We start from the raw sequence: 21,620 nt of genomic DNA on the forward strand, positions 1-21,620 counted from the left end.
CGTAAATCTGCGCCAGAGTATTTGCCGCCTGCTTCAGTCATGCCCAGAACAACCACAAGAAGGGATCACCATGCCTCAACCAAGCTACACCCGTGGCCGCCAGGACCATCCACTGCTGACCTTGACCATCGGCCAAGCCTTCGATGCCACCGTCGCCCTTCACGGCGAGCGCGAGGCGCTGGTGGTGCGCCACCAGGAACTGCGCTACAGCTGGGCCGAGCTGGCCGCGGAGGTCGACGTACATTCCCGGGCCTTGATGGCGCTGGGTGTGGAGGTGGGCGAGCGAGTCGGTATCTGGGCGCCCAACTGCGCCCAGTGGTGCATCCTGCAATTGGCCACGGCCAAGGTTGGCGCGATCCTGGTCAACGTCAACCCGGCCTACCGGGTGGGTGAGCTGGAATACGTGCTGCGTCAGTCCGGCTGCCGCTGGCTGGCATGCGCCGATGCCTTCAAGACTTCCGACTATCACGCGATGGTGCAGGAGCTGGTGCCGGAGCTGGCGCTCCATGCCGTGGGCGAGCTGGCCAGCGAACGCCTGCCAGACCTGCGTGGCGTGATCAGCCTGGCCGCCGAGCCGCCCGCGGGTTTCCTGCCCTGGGCCGAGCTGGCCGGGCGGGCAGGGCAGGTCGAGGTCGGCGCCTATCAGGCGCGGCAACAGGGCCTGCAGTTCGACCAGCCAGTGAACATCCAGTACACCTCCGGCACCACCGGCGCGCCCAAGGGCGCGACTCTGAGCCACTACAACATCCTCAACAACGGCTACATGGTCGGCCGCAGCCTGGGCCTGACCGAGCGCGACCGCATGGTGATCCCGGTGCCGCTGTACCACTGCTTCGGCATGGTCATGGCCAACCTCGGCTGTATCACCCACGGCAGCACCATGATCTATCCCAATGACGCCTTCGACCCGGAGCTGACCCTGCGCGCGGTGGCCGAGGAGCGTGCCAGCATTCTCTATGGCGTGCCGACCATGTTCATCGCCATGCTCGACCACCCGTCACGCCAGGCCATGGACCTATCCACCCTGCGCAGCGGCATCATGGCCGGCGCTACCTGCCCGATCGAGGTCATGCGCAAGGTGATCGACCAGTTGCACATGGCCGAGGTGCAGATTGCCTACGGCATGACCGAAACCAGCCCGGTGTCGCTGCAGACCGGCCCCGACGATGGCCTGGAGCTGCGCGTGACCACCGTGGGCCGCACCCAGCCGCACCTGGAAACCAAGCTGGTGGACGCCGACGGGCGCATCGTCGCACAAGGCGAGATCGGCGAGCTGTGCACCCGTGGCTACAGCGTGATGCTCGGCTATTGGGACAACCTGCAGGCCACCCATGACGCCATCGACCCGGCGGGCTGGATGCACAGCGGCGACCTGGCGGTGATGGACGACGACGGTTATGTACGCATCGTCGGGCGCAACAAGGACATGATCATTCGCGGCGGCGAGAACATCTATCCGCGTGAGCTGGAGGAGTTCCTGCATACCCACCCGGCTGTTGCCGAGGCACAGGTGGTGGGGATTCCGTGCAGCAAGTATGGCGAGGAGGTGGTGGCGTGGATCCGCCTGCATCCGGGACACAGCGCCACTGCGGATGAGCTGCAGCAGTGGTGCAAGGCGCGGCTGGCACATTTCAAGGCGCCAAGGCATTACCGTTTTGTCGATGAGTTCCCGATGACGGTGACAGGGAAGGTGCAGAAGTTTCGCATGCGCGAGATCAGTGTGGAGGAGCTGGGGGGTTAGCCATGGTCTGGTAGATCAGGTCGACCAGATCGGCGAAGGTGACGTAGGTTCGCAGTGGCTCGGCGATGAAGATGCCGAAGGTTTCTTCGATGATCGCCTGTAGCTCCACCACGTCGAAGCTGTCGGCGCCCAGTTCGTCCAGGGTGATGTCGGGGCGGATCTGGTGCAGGCTCTGCTCCAGAAAGCTTGCGAGTATCCATTGCACGTGGAAGGCGATGTAGAGGCGTGAGTGCATGCTGGAAGGATCGTCAGAGAGTGATGTTCCTCTGTACGTCGCTTTGTCGGCAGGGGCTACTGGTAGAAATGCCAGGTGCGGTTGCGTCAGGGTTGTGCTTGCAGTGCCGGCCCCGTGACAGGGCCGGCCCAAGCGCCAATTTTCTGCAGCCTTGTCTATCCTCAAGCTTTCACCGGCGGCTCCTGGCTTGGCGGGTCGCCCACGGTCGGCGGCACGGTCGGCTTGATCGGCAGCTCGTCCGGATCCTCCTCGGGCACCGGCGGCGGCAGGGTCGGGTCGTCTATGTTCGGGTCGGGCGTCTCCGGTGGAATGGGAATGTTCATGGGCCTGGCCTCGCGGGATGAGTGAAGAGGTGTCGCAGGCTTTGACCCAGGCCTGCGCCCGACGCTCATTTTTTTTGAACCCCCGCGCCCGACCACGGCTCTGAACCCTTAACGCCACCAGCCCAGGGGAGCAGGTCGATGTCTGGTAACGAGCCGTTCGAAAGCGTGCCCATGGCCAACGATCACCCGGACCAGGCCATCAGCCTGGCCCAGGCGCTGCTGGCGCCGCGCATCGTGATCGAGGACGCAAACCCGGTGCTCGACGGCGGCACCTTCGCCGCCAAGGCGGTGCGCGGGCACAAGGTCGAGGTCACGGCCAAGGTCTACAGCGACGGGCACGATCGACTGGCGGTAACCCTGAACTGGCGCCAGGCCCACAGCCGGCGCTGGCACTGCGTGGCCATGCATTCGCCGGGCAACGACCTGTGGCAGGCCGATTTCATCCCCACGGGTCTGGGCCTGCACCTGTTCAGCATCGAGGCCTGGATCGACCCTTTCGCCACCTTCTGCCACGACCTGGAGAAGAAGTACGCCGCCGGCGTGGACGTCAAGCTCGAACTGGAAGAGGGCCGGCTGCTGCTGGGCCAGGGTATCGAGCGTAGCGACGGGCTACTGCGCGAGCAGCTCGAAAACTTGCAGCAGCGCCTGCCGGGTCTGCCGGCGGACGACCAGGTGGCGCTGCTGCTGCACCCCGACGCGGCCCAGCTGATGGCCGAGGCCGAGCACCGCAGCTACCTCACCCGCAGCCGCGAATTCCCGCTGGATGTGGACCGCGAGGCGGCCCAGTTCGCCAGCTGGTATGAGCTGTTCCCGCGCTCGGTCACCGACGACCCCGAACGCCACGGTACCTTCGACGACGTGCACCAGCGCCTGCCGATGATCCGCGACATGGGCTTCGACGTGCTGTACTTCCCGCCGATTCATCCCATCGGCATGAAGCACCGCAAGGGCCGCAACAATGCCCTGCAGGCCCAGCCCGAGGACCCCGGCAGCCCCTACGCCATCGGCAGCCCCGAGGGTGGCCACGATGCCATCCACCCGCAGCTGGGCAGCCGCGAGGACTTCCGCCGGCTGGTCGCCGCCGCCGCCGAGCATGGCCTGGAGATCGCCCTGGACTTCGCCATCCAGTGCTCCCAGGACCACCCCTGGTTGCAGGAGCACCCCGGTTGGTTCAGCTGGCGCCCCGACGGCAGCATCCGCTACGCGGAAAACCCGCCGAAGAAATACCAGGACATCGTCAACGTCGACTTCTACGCCCCCGAATCGGTGCCGAGCCTGTGGCTGGCGCTGCGTGACGTGGTGGTCGGCTGGGTCGAGGAGGGCGTGAAGACCTTCCGCGTCGACAACCCGCACACCAAGCCGCTGCCGTTCTGGCAATGGCTGATCGCCAATGTGCGCAGCCAGCACCCCGAGGTGGTCTTCCTCGCCGAGGCCTTCACCCGCCCGGCGATGATGGCGCGCCTGGGCAAGGTCGGCTACGCGCAGAGCTACACCTACTTCACCTGGCGCAATACCAAGCAAGAGCTGCGCGAATACTTCGAGCAGCTCAACCAGCCGCCTTGGAGCCAGTGCTACCGGCCCAATTTCTTCGTCAACACGCCGGACATCAACCCGTTCTTCCTGCAGACCTCGGGAAGGGCAGGCTTTCTGATCCGCGCGGCGCTGGCGACCATGGGTTCGGGGTTGTGGGGCATGTACTCGGGCTTCGAGCTTTGCGAAGGCACGCCGTTGCCGGGGAAGGAGGAGTACCTGGACTCGGAGAAGTACGAGATCCGCCCGCGCGACTTCACCCAACCTGGCAACATCGTCGCCGAGATCGCCCAGCTCAACCGTATCCGTCGGCAGAACCGCGCCCTGCAGACCCATCTTGGGGTGGTGTTCCTCAACTGCTGGAACGACAACATTCTCTACTTCGCCAAGCGCACCCCCGAGCGTGACAACTTCATTCTGGTAGCCATCAGCCTCGACCCGCACAACGCCCAGGAGGCCAGCTTCGAGTTGCCGCTGTGGGAGCTGGGGCTGGACGACAGTGCCGACACCCAAGGGGAAGACCTGATGAATGGCCAGCGCTGGACCTGGCATGGCAAGACCCAGTGGATGCGCATCGAGCCGTGGCACCAGCCGTTCGGTATCTGGCGCATCGAGAAATCGCGCTAGGGCCCATTGCGGAGCAAGTCGCATCGGCGCACCGCGATGGGCTTCAAGCTGAACCCTCGGACACAAAGGAGTCCCCAATGGCCAAGCGTTCCCGCCCGGCAGCCTTCATCGACGATCCGCTGTGGTACAAGGACGCGGTGATCTACCAACTGCACGTGAAATCGTTCTTCGACGCGAACAACGACGGCATCGGCGATTTCGCAGGCCTGATCGGCAAGCTCGACTACATCGCCGAACTGGGCGTCAACACCCTCTGGCTGCTGCCGTTCTACCCCTCGCCACGGCGCGACGACGGCTACGACATCGCCGAGTACAAGGCCGTGCACCCGGACTACGGCAGCATGGCCGACGCCAGGCGCTTCATCGCCGAGGCGCACAAGCGTGGCCTGCGGGTGATCACCGAGCTGGTCATCAACCACACCTCCGACCAGCACCCCTGGTTCCTGCGCGCCCGGCATGCCAAGCGTGGCAGCAAGGCCCGGGACTTCTACGTGTGGTCGGACGATGACCAGAAGTACGACGGCACGCGGATCATCTTCCTCGATACCGAGAAGTCCAACTGGACCTGGGACCCGGTCGCCGGCCAGTACTTCTGGCACCGCTTCTACTCGCACCAGCCGGACCTCAACTTCGACAACCCGCAAGTGCTCAAGGCAGTGATCGGGGTGATGCGCTTCTGGCTCGACATCGGCGTCGACGGCCTGCGCCTGGACGCCATCCCCTACCTGATCGAGCGCGACGGCACCAACAACGAGAACCTCGCCGAGACCCATGTGGTGCTCAAGGCGATCCGCGCCGAGATCGACGCCAACTACCCCGACCGCATGCTCCTGGCCGAAGCCAACCAGTGGCCCGAGGACACCCGCCCGTACTTCGGCGAAGGTGATGGCGACGAATGCCACATGGCCTTCCACTTCCCGTTGATGCCGCGCATGTACATGGCCCTGGCCATGGAAGACCGCTTCCCGATCACCGATATCCTGCGCCAGACCCCGGAGATCCCGGCCAACTGCCAGTGGGCGATCTTCCTGCGCAACCACGATGAGCTGACCCTGGAAATGGTCACCGACCGCGAACGCGACTACCTGTGGAACTACTACGCCGAGGACCGCCGCGCCCGCATCAACTTAGGGATTCGCCGGCGCCTGGCGCCGCTGCTGCAACGCGACCGGCGGCGTATCGAGCTGCTCACCAGCCTGCTGTTGTCGATGCCCGGCACGCCGACGCTGTACTACGGTGATGAACTGGGCATGGGCGATAACATCTACCTGGGCGACCGCGATGGCGTGCGCACCCCCATGCAGTGGTCGCCGGACCGCAATGGTGGCTTTTCCCGTGCCGACCCGCAGCGCCTGGTGCTGCCACCGATCATGGACCCGTTGTACGGCTACCAGACGATCAACGTCGAGGCCCAGGCCCACGACCCGCATTCGCTGCTCAACTGGAACCGCCGCCTGCTGGCGGTGCGCAAGCAGCAGAAGGCCTTCGGCCGCGGCAGCCTGAAGATGCTCACGCCAAGCAACCGGCGGGTGCTGGCCTATATCCGCGAATACACCGATGCCGAGGGCAACGTCGAGATCGTGCTGTGCGTGGCCAACGTCTCGCGGGCCGCACAGGCCGCCGAGCTGGAACTGTCGCAATACGCCGACAAGGTGCCGGTGGAGATGCTTGGCGGCAGTGCCTTCCCGCCCATCGGCCAGCTGCCATTCCTGCTGACGTTGCCACCGTACGGTTTCTACTGGTTCCTGCTGGCCAGCCATGACCGCATGCCCAGCTGGCATATCCAGCCCAGCGAGGGCCTGCCCGAGCTGACCACCCTGGTACTGCGCAAGCGCATGGAGGAACTGCTCGAATCACCGGCCCGCGAGACGTTGCAGGCAGCGATCCTGCCGCAGTACCTGCCCAAGCGCCGCTGGTTCGCCGGCAAGGAAGGGCCGATCGACCAGGTCCGCCTGCGCTATGGCGTGCGCATGGCCACCCCGGCATTGCCAGTGCTGCTTGGCGAGCTGGAGGTGCACAGCGAAGGCGTGGTCACCCACTACCAGCTGCCCTTCGGCTTGTTGCCGGAGGAGCAGATCAATGCCGCGCTGCCCCAGCAGCTGGCGCTGTCGCGGGTACGCCGTGGCCGTCAGGTGGGGCTGATCACCGATGCCTTCGTGCTCGAGCCCTTCATTCGCGCCGTGCTCCAGGGCTGCCAGGACGGTCTGCGCCTGGCCTGTGGCGATGGCCTGGGCGAGCTGCGCTTCCACAGCACCGAGCAGTTGGCCGCGCTGCAGCTCGATGAGCAGAGCGAGGTGCGCTACCTGAGCGCCGAGCAGTCCAACAGCTCGGTGGTGGTCGGTGGCAGCCTGGTGCTCAAGTTGATCCGTCGGGTCAATCCGGGCACTCACCCGGAGCTGGAGATGAGCGCCTACCTGACCGCCGCCGGCTTTGCCAATATCTCCCCGTTGCTGGCCTGGGTCAGCCGTGTGGACGACAGCGAGCAGCCGCACCTGCTGATGATTGCCCAGGGCTACCTGAGCAACCAGGGCGATGCCTGGGACTGGACGCAGAACACCCTGGAACGGGCGATCCGCGACCAGATGGAACCCACCAGCGTCGAGCAGGAGGCGCACACCGATGCGCTGGCCGAACTGACCGGTTTTGCCGCCTTGCTCGGCCAGCGCTTGGGCGAAATGCACCTGCTGCTGGCCGCGCCGAGCGACGACGAAGCGTTCCGTTCACGCCCGAGCGACGCCCGTGACAGCGAGCGTTGGAGCCGCCAGATCAGCGCCGAACTGAGCCATGCCCTCGACCTGCTTGCCCAGCACCGTGACACCCTGGACAGCGACAGCCAGGCCTTGGTCGACGACCTGCAGCAACAGCGCGAAGGCCTGCAACAGCATGTCGACAATCTCGCCCGCCAGGCCCAGGGCGGCCTGCTGATGCGGGTACACGGCGACCTGCACCTGGGCCAGGTACTGGTGGTGCAGGGCGACGCCTACCTGATCGATTTTGAGGGCGAGCCGGCGCGGCCGCTGGACGAGCGTCGGGCCAGGCACAGCCCGTACAAGGATGTCAGCGGCGTGCTGCGCTCCTTCGACTATGCTGCTGCGATGATCCTGCGCAGCGCCTCGGCGGTAGACCTCTCCGAGGCGGCGCGCCAGGCCCGGCAGCGGGTCGCCCGGCAGTACCTGCACCAGTCGCGCCATGCCTTCGTCGAAGCCTATGGGTTGGCCACCGCCGCCATGCCCCACGCCTGGCAGCAGGCCGAGGGCGAGCGCGCCGCGCTGGAGCTGTTCTGCCTGGAGAAGGCCGCCTACGAAATTACCTATGAAGCCGAGAACCGGCCAAGTTGGCTGGCCGTGCCTTTGCATGGCCTGCATGGACTGATCAGTACCTGGGGAGAGTCATAGATGAATGCAACCACGCGTGACAACGGCGGCCTTCGGCAACGGGACCTCGATGCCCTGGCCCGCGCCGAGCACGCCGACCCGTTCGCCGTACTCGGCCCGCACCCCGATGGTGCAGGCGGCCAGTTCATCCGGGCCTTCCTGCCCAGTGCCCTGAGCGCGCGCGTGCTGGCCCGCGACGACGGCCGGGTACTTGCCGAGATGCGCCAAGGCGCCGTGCCCGGGCTGTTCACCGCGCATCTGGACCAGGCGGCCCCCTATCTGCTGCAGATCGGCTGGGCCGGCGGCGAACAGGTTACCGAGGACCCCTACAGCTTCGGCCCGCAATTGGGCGAGATGGACATGTACCTGTTCGCCGAGGGCAACCACCGCGACCTGTCCGGGCGTTTCGGTGCTCAACCGACCGAGGTGGAGGGCGTCGCCGGGGTGTGCTTCTCGGTATGGGCGCCGAATGCCCGGCGGGTGTCGGTGGTGGGCGAATTCAACAACTGGGATGGCCGCCGCCACCCCATGCGCCTGCGCCATGGCGCCGGGGTGTGGGAGCTGTTCGTGCCGCGCCTCGGCGTGGGCGAGACCTACAAGTTCGAAGTGCTCGGCCAGGACGGCGTACTGCCGCTCAAGGCCGACCCCCTGGCCCGCGCCACCGAACTGCCGCCGAGCACCGCTTCGAAGGTGGCCGGCGCCCTGGCCCACGACTGGCGCGACCACGACTGGATGGACCTGCGCGCCCAGCGTCATGCCTACAGCGCGCCGCTGTCGATCTACGAGCTGCACGCCGGCTCCTGGCGCTGCGAGCTAGACGATGCCGGCGAGGTCGCCCGGTATTACAACTGGCGCGAACTGGCCGAGCGCCTGGTGCCTTATGTGCAGGAGCTGGGCTTCACCCATATCGAGTTGCTGCCGATCATGGAGCACCCCTTCGGTGGCTCCTGGGGCTATCAGCCGCTGTCGCTGTTCGCGCCGACCTCGCGCTATGGCAGCGCCGAGGACTTCGCCTTCTTCGTCGACGCCTGCCACCAGGGCGGCATCGGCGTGCTCCTGGACTGGGTGCCGGCGCATTTCCCCACCGACGAGCATGGCCTGGCGCGTTTCGACGGCACCGCCCTGTACGAATACGACAACCCCCTGGAAGGTTTCCACCAGGACTGGAACACGCTGATCTACAACCTCGGCCGCAACGAGGTGCGCGGTTTCATGCTGGCCTCGGCGCTGCACTGGCTCAAGCACTTCCACATCGACGGCCTGCGCGTGGACGCGGTGGCCTCGATGCTCTACCGCGATTATTCGCGCAAGGCCGGCGAATGGGTGCCCAACCGTCACGGCGGGCGCGAGAACCTCGAGGCCATCGACTTCATCCGCCACCTCAACAGCGTCGCCGCCCATGAAGCGCCGGGCGCGCTGATCATCGCCGAGGAATCCACGGCCTGGCCCGGCGTCAGCCAGCCGGTGCAGCAGGGCGGCCTGGGCTTCGCCTACAAGTGGAACATGGGCTGGATGCACGACACCCTGCACTACATCCAGAACGACCCGATCCACCGCACCTATCACCACAACGAAATGAGCTTCGGGCTGATCTATGCCTATTCCGAGCACTTCATCCTGCCCATTTCCCACGACGAAGTGGTGCACGGCAAGCATTCGCTGATCGACAAGATGCCCGGCGACCGTTGGCAGAAATTCGCCAACCTGCGCGCCTACCTGACCTTCATGTGGATGCACCCGGGCAAGAAGCTGCTGTTCATGGGCTGCGAGTTCGGCCAGTGGCGCGAATGGAACCACGACCAGCAGCTGGACTGGTACCTGCTGCAGTACTCCGAGCACCAAGGGGTGCAGAAGCTGGTCGCCGACCTCAACCGCCTGTACCGCGACCTGCCCGCGCTGCACGAGCAGGACTGCCAGCCCCAAGGCTTCCAGTGGTTGATCGGCGACGATGCCGCCAACAGCGTGTATGCCTGGCTGCGCTGGAGCAGCCAGGGCGAACCGTTGCTGGTGGTGGCCAACTTCACCCCGGTGCCGCGCGAGGGCTACCGCATCGGCGTGCCGTTTGGCGAACAGTGGGTGGAACTGCTCAACAGCGACGCCGAGCTGTATGCCGGATCGAACGTCGGCAACCTCGGAGCGGTGGTCGCCGATGAGATCGCCAGCCATGGCCAGCGATTGTCGCTGGCGCTGAACCTGCCGCCGTTGGGGGTGCTGGTGATGAAGCCGACCTGAGGCGTGGGCTATACCGGCGCTATCACGGGGCAAGCCCGCTCCCACGCCTTTATCTGGCCCTCGGCGTGGGAGCGGGCTTGCCCCGCGATGGATCAACCGCCTACCAGCGCATCCGCACGCCAAGGCTGCCGATCAGCCCATTCAGGTCATTGTCATCCACATCGGAGCTGTAGTCGGCGCTGACGAACAGCGCCACGTTCGGCGTCACCCGGGCCACCAGGCCCAACCCCAGTTCCACCGTGGCGGCGCTGCGCGAGCTGGAGATCTTGTCCACCTGGTCCAGCTTCACCGGGTCGGCATTGCTGAAGTCGTACCAGACGTTGGTGCGCACATAGGGTTCGATGGGCATGCCACGCACCTCGTAGCGCGCCGACAGCTTGGCGCCGACCCGGCCGCTCCAGCTGGGCTGGCTGTCGAAAGCCTGCAGGGTCTCTTCCTGCACCTGGCTGCCGGGGAAGAACTGCTGGTTGATCAACTGCGCCTGGGGCTCGATCACCCAGCCGGCGCCCAGGCCGATGGGGAAACCGCCCTCCACCGAGAAGGTCATCGCATGGCCGCTGTCGTCGAGGCGCTGGCCGGCCTGGGAGCGGCCGTTGACGTCGATGCGCGTGCCCATGGCCACGGCGTCCACATGCCAGCCCTGCTCGTGGGTCATGCTCCAGTACACGCCGAGGCTTTCGCCACTGAGGTTGACCGCGTTGCGCTGCTTGTCGCCAAGCAGCGGGCGCATGCCGTTGAAGCTGCTCTGCAGGTTGTTGTGGCCGACGAAGATGCCCGCGCGGTGCACATTGCCCGCGCCGGTTTCACGCACGAACAGGTCCGGGCCGATCACCATCTGCTGGCTGGGTGCCTCCACCTGAGCCGGTGGCTGGGCGCCCTGGCGCGGCGTGCCGGGGAAGAACTGCGCCCACTGGCTGGCAATGTGGTCGTTGTCGAGTTGGCCGTGGCGCTCGCCCATGCGTTCGGAAAAGGCGTTCAGCATGCCCTGGCTCAGGCCGCTGGCGCTGACCGGGTCGAGCGATAGTCGCGGCACCTCGGGTTGCGCCAGGAAGGGGGCGAAGGGCTCGCCCTCCTGCAGTTCGAACGCGAAGGTTTCCACCGGGGTTGCCAGGAGCAGCGACGTGGAAACCGCACAGAAAAAAGCGTCGAAGCGCGAGGGATTCGAGGTGCTTTTCATGGCGGATCTCCTGTTGTTGTGTGAAGTAAACAGCCCGATACCTGGCCTGATGTCACGAGCTGTACGACAAGAACAGGGGCGACCCAAACCAGCGCGCCAGCTTCTTGGAGCGCGCACGAGGGCGCGAGCTAGAGGCCCGGCACGAGATTTTCCATCTGGTGATTACTGTTCAGCTAAGGAGAGGACGGCGCTTGCGTCAAGAAAGCGTGAAATGATCGCGAAATGCCTGTTTGACTGCCCAACTTGTTGAATAAGTTAGAAATTGATTCACGTATATCGACAATGGTGATTTCCCGCCGCGTGGCTATGCCGAATCGTTGCTACAACCGCACTTCCACCGCCAGCGGCAGGTGGTCGGACAGGTGCGTCCAGGGCTTGTTGCCGAGGATTCTCGGTGCGTGGCTGTCGGCATTGCGCAGGTACACGCGGTCCAGGCGCAGCAGGGGCAGGCGGGCGGGGTAGGTACGCGCGAGCAAGCCATGATGGCGCTCGAACGCCTCGTGCAGGTCGCGGTGCAGGCGCAGGGTGCGGTTGCCGCGCAGTTGCCAGTCGTTGAAGTCGCCGGCGATGATCACCGGGGCGTCGGCGGGCAGCGCATCGAGCAACTGGCGTAGCAGATGCAGCTGCTTTTGCCGGTGCCGCTCGAGCAATGACAGGTGCACGCAGATCGCATGCACCTGGCGCTGGCCGGGCACGTCCAGCACGCAGTGCAACAGGCCGCGGCGCTCGGGCCCGGTGATCGACACGTCGAGGTTGCGGTGCTCGATGATCGGGTACTTGGACAGCAGCGCGTTGCCGTGGTGGCCGTCGGGGTAGACCGCGTTGCGGCCGTAGGCGAAGTCGCTCCACATGCTGTCGGCGAGGAATTCGTACTGCGAGGTCTGGGGCCAGCCGGGGTATCGCGCGGCGTGGCGGTCGTGGCTGCCGAGTACCTCCTGGAGGAACACGATGTCAGCCCCGGTGCTGCGCACCGCCTCGCGCAGCTCCGGCAGGATGAAGCGCCGGTTGAAGGCGGTGAAGCCCTTGTGGGTGTTGACCGTCAGCACCTTGACCCGGTGCACGGCCGGGGCTTGGCTGACGCTGGCGAAACCTGGACTGCCGGCTTCGAGGTTCACGACCGCTCCTGTTCTTTGAGGGCTGCGCAGCAGCCCCAGGTTCAACTGGCTCGACACAGTCTAGGACAGGACTTCCTGTTTCGGGTTCACTCCTCCTCGCGCTGCAGCACCATCAGCAGCAACGACCGCCCCTTGACCTCGAACACCGTGTCGAACGCCAGGTGTTGCGCCTTGCGCAGCTCGGGCCGGTCAGTGTCCACCAGGCAGCTCCAATAGTCGCCCTCCGGCACCGCCGGCAGGGTGAACGGCACCACGTCGTGGTAAGCGTTGACGATCAGCAGCATGGTCGCCTCGGCCCCGGGCCGGGCGATGCCGCTGACCTGCGCGCGACCATCCATCAGCATGCCCAGGCAACGCCCGTGCGGGTCTTCCCACTGTTCGACGGTCATCTCGCTGGCGTCCGGGGCCAGCCAGGTGACGTCCTTCACCCCGATCGCCTCGTTGTAGTCGCCGACCAGGAAGCGCGAGCGGCGCAGGATCGGATAGGCCAGGCGCAGCCGGGTCAGGCGCTTGACGAAGGCCATCAGCGCCTGGCCGTCCTCGTCCAGGTCCCAGTTCACCCAGCCGATCTCGCTGTCCTGGCAGTAGGCGTTGTTGTTGCCGTGCTGGGTGCGGCTGAACTCGTCGCCGGCGACGATCATCGGCGTGCCCTGGGCCAGCAGCAGGGTGGCGAAGAAGTTGCGCATCTGGCGCATGCGCAGGGCGTTGATCGCCGGGTCGTCGGTGGGGCCTTCGGCGCCGCAGTTCCACGACAGGTTGTTGTCGGTGCCGTCCTGGTTGTTCTCGTCGTTGTCCTCGTTGTGCTTGTCGTTGTACGACACCAGGTCGCGCAACGTGAAGCCGTCGTGGGCGGTGACGAAGTTGACCGAGGCATAGGGGCGCCGGCCGCGGTTGTTGAACAGATCGCCCGAGGCGGTAATGCGCGCGGCAAAGTCGGCGAGCATGCCTTCGTCGCCTTTCCAGAAGCTGCGCACGGTGTCGCGGAAGCGGTCGTTCCATTCTGCCCAGCCTGGGGCGAAGTTGCCCACCTGGTAGCCGCCCGGGCCGCAGTCCCAAGGTTCGGCGATCAGCTTGGTCTGGCTGAGCATCGGGTCCTGGCGACAGGCGACGAGGAAGCCGTGGCGCTCGCTGTAGCCGTCGTGATAGCGGCCGAGGATGGTCGCCAGGTCGAAGCGAAAACCATCCACGTGCATCTCGCCGGCCCAGTAGCGCAGCGAGTCGGTGACCAGTTGCAGCACCCGTGGATGGCTCATGTCGAGGGTATTGCCGGTGCCGGAGTCGTTGATGTAGAAGCGCCGGTCGTCGGGCATCAGGCGGTAGTACGAGGCGTTGTCGATACCGCGCATCGACAGGGTCGGGCCGCGTTCGTTGCCTTCGGCGGTGTGGTTGTAGACCACGTCGAGGATCACCTCCAGGCCTGCGTCGTGCAGGTGGGCGACCATCTCCTTGAACTCGGCGATCTTGCCGCTGGCCAGGTAGCGCGGGTGGGGGGCGAAGAAGGCGATGCTGTTGTAGCCCCAGTAGTTGTTCAGGCCCTTGTCCAGCAGGTGCTGGTCGTTGACGAAGGCATGGATTGGCAGCAGCTCGATGCTCGATACGCCCAGCTCCTTGATATGCCCCAGCAGCTCGTCGTTGGCCAGGCCCGCGAAGGTGCCGCGCAGGTGCTCGGGCACCGCCGGGTGGCGCATGCTGATGCCGCGGGTGTGGGCCTCGTAGATGATGGTGCGCTCCCACGGGATCGACACGCGCTGGTCGCGGCCCCAGGTGAAGGCCGGGTCGATGACCTTGCACTTGGGCACGAACGCCGCGCTGTCGCGCTCGTCGAACGACAGGTCGCCGTCGGGGTGGCCGATGGTGTAGCCGAACAGCGCCTCGGACCATTTCAGCGTGCCCACCAATTGCTTGGCATAGGGGTCGATCAGCAGCTTGTTGGGGTTGAAACGGTGGCCGTTCTCCGGCTCGTACGGGCCGTGTACCCGGTAGCCGTAGACCAGGCCCGGGTGGGCGTCGGGCAGGTAGCCGTGGTAGATCTCGTCGGTGTACTCGGGCAGCTCGATGCGCTCGATTTCGTTTTCGCCCGTGGCGTCGAACAGACACAGCTCGACCTTGGTGGCGTTGGCCGAGAACAGGGCGAAGTTGACCCCAAGGCCGTCCCAGGTGGCGCCGAGGGGGAAAGGCAGGCCTTCGCGGATGCGCGATGGGGCGACGGAGCGGGTTTTCTTCGGGGTGCGGGGGCTCATGGCGATCCTTGTGGTGCGTGTAGGGAGGGATCGCGAGGCAAGTCGCATCGGCGTACCGCCGCTCCCACGCAAGAGCACTCAGTGACTGAGGCGTGGGAGCGGCGGTGCGCCGATGCGACTTGCCCCGCGATGAGGCCGGTACAGGCTTGCGAAAGGCTCAACCAGCGGCAGGCTTCTTCGCCGCTCGCGGTTTTTTCGCCGCCGCGGCCGGCGTCACACCCGGCAACGCCGCCACCTTGGGGTCTGCCGGTGGCTTGGGCTTGGCCGCTGCCTTCTTGCGTGGCGGCGCCTTGGGGGCCAGCGCTTCGGCTTCGGCCAGCTTGCGCGCCTTGTCCCAATGTTCTTCCTCGCGCCCCTCGGGCTTACCCTCCGACTCCCAGATTTGATAGGCGAACTCGCGAATACGTTTTTCATCGACACTCATCACGACGCTCCTGAATACAGTTAGGCATGATCAATCAACACATTGACCGGAAACTCTGCCAGCACGGTGCTCAACATCAGCTCCCTTGAAGGGGTGACAGCACCGCCGCCGAAAAGTCCCGAACAGTTGGCAGGCGACAAGGCAAACGGCAGTACAAGCCGGGTATCGTCCCAGTTCTGTGCCGGGATCAACGGGGTGGCGGCCGTGCCCAGCAGGGCGCTGGCCAGCCGTGGCACGACGATGATGGCGCACTCGCCCTGGCCGAGGCGGGCAAAGGCCAGTACCTGGTCGGCGTGGCGGCCCTGCACGGTCAGCGGCAGGTAGGCGCCGCGCTGGAACAGCTCGGGATGGGCCTGACGGGCGTCCAGCACGCGGGCCATCAGGGCCTGCTTGATGCGGCCATCGCGCCAGTGGGCGAGCAGCTCGGCCAGGGGCGTGCCGTCGTCGAGGCTGGCGCGCCTGGCCGGGTAGTCCACCGGGCGGCGGTTGTCCGGGTCGACCAGCGAGAGGTCCCAGTACTCGTTGCCCTGGTACAGGTCCGGCACGCCGGGGGTGGTCATGCGCAGCAGGCACTGCACCAGGCCGTTCAAGGCGCCGGGGCAGGCCAGGCGCTGCGCGGCCTCGTGCAGGGATTGGCGCAGCTGCTGGTTTTCCTCGTCCAGCAGCAGGCCGTCGACATAGGCCGCGCAAGCCGCCTCGTAGCGTTCGTTGGGCGCGGCCCAGCTGCTGCGCAGCTTGGCTTCGCGCAGCGCCTTGCATTGCCATTGGCGAAGGCGTTCGGCGTAGCGCTTCAGGGCTTGCGGGGCATGCAGGTCGAGGTCCAGTGGCCAGCTGCCGAGCAGCGTCTGCAACAGCAGCAGCTCGTCGCCGGGGCTTGGTGCCTGTCCATCGTCCACTGCCTCGCGCAACGGCGCGGCCAGCTCGCGCCAGTGCTCGACGCGACTGGCCAGCCACGGTGCGCGTTCGCTGAGCACGGCCAGCCGCGCGCGGCAGTCTTCGCCGCGCTTGTGGTCGTGGGTGGCGGTGGCCAGCAGGTTGTCGGGGAAGTCGCGCAGGCGGCGCTGGGCTTCGTTGTGAAACCAGGCCGCATCAGCGCTGAAACGCTCGGCATCGAAGCCCACATCGTTGCGCGACAGCAGCCGGGCGGAGCGGTAGAAGGCGGTGTCTTCCACGGCCTTGGCGGCGCTGGGGGCGGTCAGTTGCTGGAAGCGCACGCAGGCATGGCGCAGGTGCTTGCGCGGGCGGCCTGGCGGCAGGTGCCGCCAGGGTTGGCCGCCGAGCCAGCGTTCGAGCTGTTCGAGCAGCGGCCAGTCGGCTTCCCCCAGCGACTGGCGCGCTCCGGCCAGCGCCTGCTGGAAGAACGCCTCGTCCTCGGCGGGCCGGCCGCAGGCGTTGATGTAGGTGCGGTACACCGGGTAATGCTCGACCAGCGCCTGCAGCGCCCGGCGAATGGCGCCGAGGGTGAGGTCGCGGGTCATCAGGTCGTCGCGGGCCACCTGCAGCAGGGCCTGGGCCACCGACTCGCAGTCGCCGGCCAGGCTGGCGTTGAGCACCAGGTGCCGGGCGATGCGCACCTCTTCGGGGAACTCGGGACGCTCGCTGGTGCTGCGCCATAGTTCGTCCAGGGTGGGCTGGCCCACAGGGTCGTGCTGCAGCAGCGACACCTGGTTCATGAACTCGTAGCCGGTGGTGCCGTCGGTGAGCCAGTCGCGGTGCAGGTGTTCGTCCGTGCCGAGGATCTTTTCCACGTAGATAGGGAAGTGTGCCAGCGCGGCATCGACGGGGCGTCGCGCCAGCAGCGAATCGACCCGGCGGCGCAGGTTGCGGCAGTAGCGGCGCGGATCGGCCAGGCCGTCGATATGGTCGATGCGCAGGCCATCGACCAGGCCGCGCTCGATCAGTTCGAACAGCTTGGCGTGGGTGGCCTCGAACACCACGGCACGTTCCACGCGCAGGCCGCCGAGTTCGTTGATGTCGAAGAAGCGCCGCCAGTTGATGTCGTCGGCGGCGGTGCGCCAGCTGGCCAGGCGGTAGGTCTGGCGTTCGAGCAGCAGGTGCAGGCGCTTGAAGCCTGCTTCGCCGCGGCTGTCGAAGGCGGCGAGGGCCGATTGCGGATCCGCGCCGGCGGCGGCCAGGCGCGCCAGTTCGCGGTGTAGGGGCTGGGCCTCGGCCAGCGGGTCGGCCGCCTCGCCGAGGGCACTGAAATGCGCGGCCAGCGCCTGCAGGCGCGGATCCTCGGCCTGGCCGAGGATGCGTGGGTAGTCCAGCGGGCAAATCGGGAAGCGATGTTCGTGGTGGGCCACTTCGAAGCGCCCGTTTTGTGCGTCGAAGGTCAGCGGGATTTCGCCGTTGTGCAGGGCGGCGCCATAGTCGCTGCCGAGGAACGGCAACAACAGCTGGCCGGCCAGCAACGGGTCGCTGGAATGCCACTGGATATCGAAGAACTCCGCATAGGGGCTGCGCCGGCCCCAGGCCAGCAGGCTTTGCCACCAGGGGTTGTCGGCGCCGCCCACGGCCATGTGGTTGGACACGGTGTCGACGATCAGCCCCATGCCATGCTGGCGCAAGGCGGCCACCAGGCGTTCGAGCGCCGCCTCGCCGCCGAGTTCGGGATTGACCCGGGTCGGATCGACCACGTCATAGCCGTGGCGCGAGCCCGCGCGGGCGGTGAGGATCGGCGAGGCGTACAGGTGGCTGATACCCAGCCGGGCGAAATAGGGCACCAGTGGTACCGCGTGGTCGAGGGTGAAGTCACTGTGCAGTTGCAGGCGCAGGGTCGCGGTCAAGGCTTTCATCGGTCACGCTCCCAGGCTTGTTCGCGGGCCTGGGCCAGCAGTTCCAGGCGCCGGGCGGCGTCCTCGTCGTCCAGCAGTTCGCGTACCGGCGCCTTGAAGCGGCGGCGCCAGTTGGGATGGCCGGTGGTGGTGCCGGGCAGGTTGGGTTGCTCGTCGCTGCCCAGCAGGTCCTCCAGCGGCACCAGCACCAGCGGTGCGCGGGTATGGCCGACGTAGCGGATTGCTGCATCGATCAGCGCCGAATCGTCGCGCAGCGGCCCGTAGTTCTGCTCCAGGGTGCGGCGCAGGCCGTCGCGCTCCAGGGCCCGGGTATGGCGCCAGTGCAGCTCGGTGGCGGCGTCGATCAATTGCAGGCGATGGCTCCAGTCGATGTCCCGGCTGGCCAGCCAGCCGGCGAGCGGGGCCAGGTCATGGGTGCCGGTGGTGGCCAGGGCGTTGTCCGGCCAGTCGAGGATCGGCGTGAACCGGCCTGGCGGTTGCTGCTCGAACGGCAGCACGCGCATGCCCAGCACGGCCTTGTCGGCCAGGCGCTCGCGCAGGCCCTCGGGCACGGTGCCCAGATCCTCGCCGAGGATGATCGCCTGGTGCCGCGCCGACTCCAGCGCCAGCAGGCGCAGCAGGTCGTCCAGCGGGTATTGCAGGTAGGCGCCTTCGCTGGGCCGGGCGCCACGGGGGATCAGCCACAGGCGGCGCAGGCCCATCACATGGTCGATGCGCAGGCCGCCGGCATGGGCCAGGTTGGCCCGCAGCATTTCAATGAAGGCGCGGTAGCCGTTGCGCCGCAGGCCTTCGGGGGAGAATGCGCAGATGCCCCAGTCTTGCCCGGCGCGGTTGAGGATATCGGGCGGGGCGCCGACGTTGAGTTCGGCCAGCAGTTCGTCCTGGCGGCTCCAGGCCTGGCTGCCGGCACCGTCGGCGCCCACTGCCAGGTCGGCGATCAGGCCCACGGCCATGCCGTTGCCGCGCGCTGCGTCCTGGGCCCGTTGCAGGCTGCGCTCGGCCAGCCACTGGCAGAAGGCATGGAACTCGACCCGTGCCGGATAGGCGTTGGCGAACGCCTCGACCTCGGGGTCGTAGGGGTCGTGCCAGGCCTTGGGCCAGTTGCGCCAGTCCGCGCCCAGGCCGCTGCTCACCGCCTCGGCCTGCAGCACTTCGAAGCGGCAGTGGTGTTCCAGTTGCTCGCCGGCGCTGGCGCGGAAACTGTCGAAGTCCGCGCGCAAGGGGTGTTCGCCCTGGCTGAAGTGCCGGTAGAGCGCTTCGAGCAGGCGCAGCCGGGCCTCGGCGGCCCTGGGCCAGTCCACCAGCGTGTGCTGCTCCAGCGCTTCGAGGGTGGCCTCCAGTTCACAGGCCTCGGTGGCCATGCGCACTTCGCGTTCGCCGAAGACCACGCCGGGGCTGGCATAGAGCACATTGAGCAGCAGGCGGCTGGACGGCGAATAGGGGCTGTAGTGGTGCTGGTCGAAGGCCGACAGGGTGTGGATCGGGCTGATCGCCAGGGCATCGGCGCCGCGCTCGGCGGCGTGGCGCGCCAGTTGTTCCAGCGCCAGGCAGTCGCCAAAGCCGCCATCGCCGGGGCGCCGCAGGCTGTACAGCTGCACGGCAAGGCCCCAGCAACGGGGCGGGGGTTGCTCCACGCAGTCTTGCAGGGCATGGCAGCGCGTCGGTGCCACGGCCACGGTGCAGGTCCGGCCATCGATATCCAGGCGGTGATAGCCCAGGGGCAAGCCGGCCGGCAGGCGTGCCTGGGCGTCCAGGGTCAGGCTGCGCTGGCTGCCGTCTTCCAGGCTGCAGCGCACCTGGCTGGCGGCGCTGAAGTAACGCTGCAGGTCGAGGGGCTGATCGATGTCCACGGTCAGCAACGGTGGCAGATGCTCGCTGTCTTCGGCCTGCTCCACGGCGTGCAGGCTGGCGTCGATTTCGGCAGCGCTGCCAACTGGGTGGCCAAGGCCGGCGAGCACCTGGCGCAGCACGTCATCACTGACCAGCTGCGGGCGATTGTTGGCGTCGATCCAGTCGCGGGCCAGGCCCACCCGGGCGGCCAGGCGGTGAAGGGGCTCTGCGCTCATGGCATCTCCTGGTCGGGGGGCAGCAGGCTCACCACGCAGCTGTGCGCGGCGAGGGTCGAGTCGGGGTGGGCGTTGTCGCTGCTGTCGAACAGGCGGTGGGGCAGGGCCGGCAAGGTGACCGGCTGGGGCTGGGCATCGAGGTTCAGGTCGATGCGCAGCTGCTGGCCGTCGCCCAGGCGCCAGCGGGCGGTCAGCGCCTTGGCGCCGAGCACCTCGCAGCCCTCGGCGCGGGTGTCGGGCAGGCAAGGGATGAGGTGGCGCCTGCGCAGTTCGAGCAACTGCTGGTACAGGCCGTGCCAGCCGGCCAGCACCTCCTGTTGCCGCGGGCGGGAGGTCTCGAAGGTGGCCTCGGCGTTGGGGTCGGGTATCTGCTCGCGTTTCTGCGGGTCGGCGAAGGCCTCGAAATGGGCGAATTCGCCACGCCGGCCTTCACGCACGGCATCGGCCAGCGCGTCGTGGAAGTCGGTGAAGAACAGGAACGGCTTGCGGCTGCCATCGTCGTCGCCCATGAACAGCAGCGGGATCATCGGTGCCAGCAGCAGCAGGGTGGTGGCGGCCTTCAGGGCCGGCGGGGGGCAGAGCCGGGACAGCCGTTCGCCCAGGGCGCGGTTGCCGACCTGGTCGTGGTTCTGCAGGAACAGCACGAAGGCGCTGGGCGGCAGGTGGCCGCTGGGTTCGCCGCGCGGCCTGCCGTGGCGGTCGGGCTGGCCCTGGAACACGAAGCCCTCGGCCAGGCAGCGCGCCAATTGCTCGATCGGCCGGTCCTTGTAATCGGCGTAGTAGCCTTCGGTTTCGCCGGTCAGCAGTACGTGCAGGGCGTTGTGGCCGTCGTCGTTCCACTGCGCGTCGAAGCCTTGCTCGAGCAGCGTGGCCTGGTTGTGCTCGTTCTCCAGCACCAGCCAGACCTGCCGCCCGGGCTCGACCGTGGCGCGTACCCGCTGGGCCAGTTCGACGAGAAAGTCCGGCTGGTCGATGGCGTGCACCGCGTCCAGGCGCAGCCCGTCGCAGCGGTAGTCGCACAGCCACATCAGGGCGTTCTGGATGAAGAACTCGCGCACCTCGGCGCGGCGGAAGTCGATGGCCGCGCCCCACGGGGTCTGGCGGTCTTCGCGGAAGAACGGGCCGGCGTAGCGGTGCAGGTAGTTGCCGTCCGGGCCGAAGTGGTTGTAGACCACGTCCACCAGCACCATCAAGCGCTGGCCATGGGCGGCGTCGACCAGCGCGCACAGGTCCTGCGGGCGGCCATAGCTGTGCTGCGGGGCAAATGGCAGCACGCCGTCATAGCCCCAGTTGCGCGCGCCGGGGAACTGCCCCAGGGGCATCAACTCGATGGCGCTGATGCCCAGCTCGGCCAGGCGCGGCAGCACCTTGGCCACGCCGGCATAGCCGTCGAGCAGGCCGACGTGCAGCTCCTGGATCACCGCCTCGTGCCAGGGCCGCCCCTGCCAGGGATGGCGCCACGGGTAGCCGCCCAGGTCCAGCAGTTCGCTGGGGCCCTGCACGCCCTCGGGCTGGCAGCGCGAGGCCGGGTCGGCCACCCGCAGTTCATCGTCGATCACGAACTGATAGCGCTCGCCCGCCTGGCAAGGGGCGACCCCGGTGTACCAACCATCGTCGTCGGGCAGCAGTGCCACGGGCGGCTGCTGGCCGATTACCACGCTCACGCTGCGCGCATCCGGCGCCCACAGGGTGAAGCGCGCCGACGTGGCGTCCAGCAACTGTGCGCCATGCTTGTGCATCG

13 protein-coding genes are annotated in these 21,620 nt (G+C 67.2%); 4 read left to right on the plus strand and 9 right to left on the minus strand.

What is annotated here, in order from left to right; translation table 11 throughout:
- The first annotated feature begins 70 nt into the window (after window positions 1-70).
- Entirely contained in the window at window positions 71-1,741 is a 1,671-nt protein-coding gene (locus ABZO33_RS05590) for an AMP-binding protein (protein WP_414535182.1), read from the plus strand.
- On the opposite strand, the gene ABZO33_RS05595 is transcribed toward ABZO33_RS05590, so the two are convergent.
- Window positions 1,716-1,976: an acyl carrier protein gene (locus ABZO33_RS05595; RefSeq protein WP_414535183.1), complete on the minus strand. Its 261-nt coding sequence runs from the start codon at window positions 1,974-1,976 to the stop codon at window positions 1,716-1,718. The two genes, ABZO33_RS05590 and ABZO33_RS05595, sit on opposite strands and share 26 nt — an antisense overlap.
- A gap of 161 nt (window positions 1,977-2,137) precedes the next feature.
- On the minus strand, window positions 2,138-2,299 hold the full coding sequence (locus ABZO33_RS05600; protein ID WP_167388392.1) for a hypothetical protein: 162 nt from the start codon (window positions 2,297-2,299) through the stop codon (window positions 2,138-2,140).
- Between the two features lie 138 nt (window positions 2,300-2,437).
- On the opposite strand from ABZO33_RS05600, the gene ABZO33_RS05605 reads away from it, so the two are divergent.
- The 3 genes from ABZO33_RS05605 to glgB all read left to right on the plus strand — a co-directional run bounded on the left by ABZO33_RS05605 (window position 2,438) and on the right by glgB (window position 10,062).
- Window positions 2,438-4,456 carry an alpha-1,4-glucan--maltose-1-phosphate maltosyltransferase gene (locus tag ABZO33_RS05605; protein ID WP_414535184.1) on the plus strand — a complete coding sequence of 673 codons (2,019 nt, stop codon included), beginning with the start codon at window positions 2,438-2,440 and terminating at the stop codon, window positions 4,454-4,456.
- Between the two features lie 77 nt (window positions 4,457-4,533).
- Window positions 4,534-7,851, plus strand: a complete 3,318-nt coding sequence (gene treS, locus ABZO33_RS05610; protein ID WP_414535185.1) for a maltose alpha-D-glucosyltransferase — start codon at window positions 4,534-4,536, stop codon at window positions 7,849-7,851.
- Window positions 7,852-10,062, plus strand: coding sequence for a 1,4-alpha-glucan branching protein GlgB (gene glgB, locus ABZO33_RS05615; RefSeq protein WP_414535186.1), 2,211 nt, complete (start codon window positions 7,852-7,854; stop codon window positions 10,060-10,062).
- Between the two features lie 100 nt (window positions 10,063-10,162).
- Here the strand turns inward: glgB and ABZO33_RS05620 are convergent, their stop codons facing one another.
- The 7 genes from ABZO33_RS05620 to treZ all read right to left on the minus strand — a co-directional run bounded on the left by ABZO33_RS05620 (window position 10,163) and on the right by treZ (window position 21,618).
- Complete coding sequence (locus ABZO33_RS05620; RefSeq protein WP_414535187.1) at window positions 10,163-11,239, minus strand: autotransporter domain-containing protein; 1,077 nt, start codon at window positions 11,237-11,239, stop codon at window positions 10,163-10,165.
- 320 nt (window positions 11,240-11,559) lie between these two features.
- A complete protein-coding gene (locus ABZO33_RS05625; RefSeq protein ID WP_367856544.1) occupies window positions 11,560-12,354 on the minus strand; it encodes an endonuclease/exonuclease/phosphatase family protein in 795 nt (264 codons plus the stop codon).
- A gap of 86 nt (window positions 12,355-12,440) precedes the next feature.
- On the minus strand, window positions 12,441-14,594 hold the full coding sequence (gene glgX / locus ABZO33_RS05630; protein WP_414535188.1) for a glycogen debranching protein GlgX: 2,154 nt from the start codon (window positions 14,592-14,594) through the stop codon (window positions 12,441-12,443).
- 157 nt (window positions 14,595-14,751) lie between these two features.
- Entirely contained in the window at window positions 14,752-15,021 is a 270-nt protein-coding gene (locus tag ABZO33_RS05635; protein WP_414535189.1) for a DUF2934 domain-containing protein, read from the minus strand.
- 17 nt (window positions 15,022-15,038) lie between these two features.
- Window positions 15,039-17,813 (minus strand): malto-oligosyltrehalose synthase, encoded by a 2,775-nt coding sequence (locus ABZO33_RS05640; protein WP_414535190.1) that lies wholly within the window; start codon window positions 17,811-17,813, stop codon window positions 15,039-15,041.
- Window positions 17,810-19,879, minus strand: coding sequence for a 4-alpha-glucanotransferase (malQ, locus tag ABZO33_RS05645; protein ID WP_414535191.1), 2,070 nt, complete (start codon window positions 19,877-19,879; stop codon window positions 17,810-17,812). The genes ABZO33_RS05640 and malQ overlap by 4 nt, the downstream gene beginning before the upstream one ends.
- Window positions 19,876-21,618, minus strand: a complete 1,743-nt coding sequence (gene treZ, locus ABZO33_RS05650; protein ID WP_414535192.1) for a malto-oligosyltrehalose trehalohydrolase — start codon at window positions 21,616-21,618, stop codon at window positions 19,876-19,878. The genes malQ and treZ overlap by 4 nt, the downstream gene beginning before the upstream one ends.
- Window positions 21,619-21,620: the final 2 nt, after the last annotated feature.

It is taken from the genome of Pseudomonas sp. CAM1A (assembly GCF_047501685.1).
Classification (GTDB): Bacteria; Pseudomonadota; Gammaproteobacteria; order Pseudomonadales; family Pseudomonadaceae; genus Aquipseudomonas.

What these genes read in the sequence shown, in the direction of transcription:
- ABZO33_RS05640 (WP_414535190.1), bottom strand. Translation starts at nt 17,813, where the DNA reads ATGAAAGCCTTGACCGCGACCCTGCGCCTGCAACTGCACAGTGACTTC.
- treS (WP_414535185.1), top strand. Translation starts at nt 4,534, where the DNA reads ATGGCCAAGCGTTCCCGCCCGGCAGCCTTCATCGACGATCCGCTGTGG.
- ABZO33_RS05620 (WP_414535187.1), bottom strand. Translation starts at nt 11,239, where the DNA reads ATGAAAAGCACCTCGAATCCCTCGCGCTTCGACGCTTTTTTCTGTGCG.
- ABZO33_RS05600 (WP_167388392.1), bottom strand. Translation starts at nt 2,299, where the DNA reads ATGAACATTCCCATTCCACCGGAGACGCCCGACCCGAACATAGACGAC.
- ABZO33_RS05605 (WP_414535184.1), top strand. Translation starts at nt 2,438, where the DNA reads ATGTCTGGTAACGAGCCGTTCGAAAGCGTGCCCATGGCCAACGATCAC.
- malQ (WP_414535191.1), bottom strand. Translation starts at nt 19,879, where the DNA reads ATGAGCGCAGAGCCCCTTCACCGCCTGGCCGCCCGGGTGGGCCTGGCC.
- glgB (WP_414535186.1), top strand. Translation starts at nt 7,852, where the DNA reads ATGAATGCAACCACGCGTGACAACGGCGGCCTTCGGCAACGGGACCTC.
- glgX (WP_414535188.1), bottom strand. Translation starts at nt 14,594, where the DNA reads ATGAGCCCCCGCACCCCGAAGAAAACCCGCTCCGTCGCCCCATCGCGC.
- ABZO33_RS05595 (WP_414535183.1), bottom strand. Translation starts at nt 1,976, where the DNA reads ATGCACTCACGCCTCTACATCGCCTTCCACGTGCAATGGATACTCGCA.
- ABZO33_RS05590 (WP_414535182.1), top strand. Translation starts at nt 71, where the DNA reads ATGCCTCAACCAAGCTACACCCGTGGCCGCCAGGACCATCCACTGCTG.
- treZ (WP_414535192.1), bottom strand. Translation starts at nt 21,618, where the DNA reads ATGCACAAGCATGGCGCACAGTTGCTGGACGCCACGTCGGCGCGCTTC.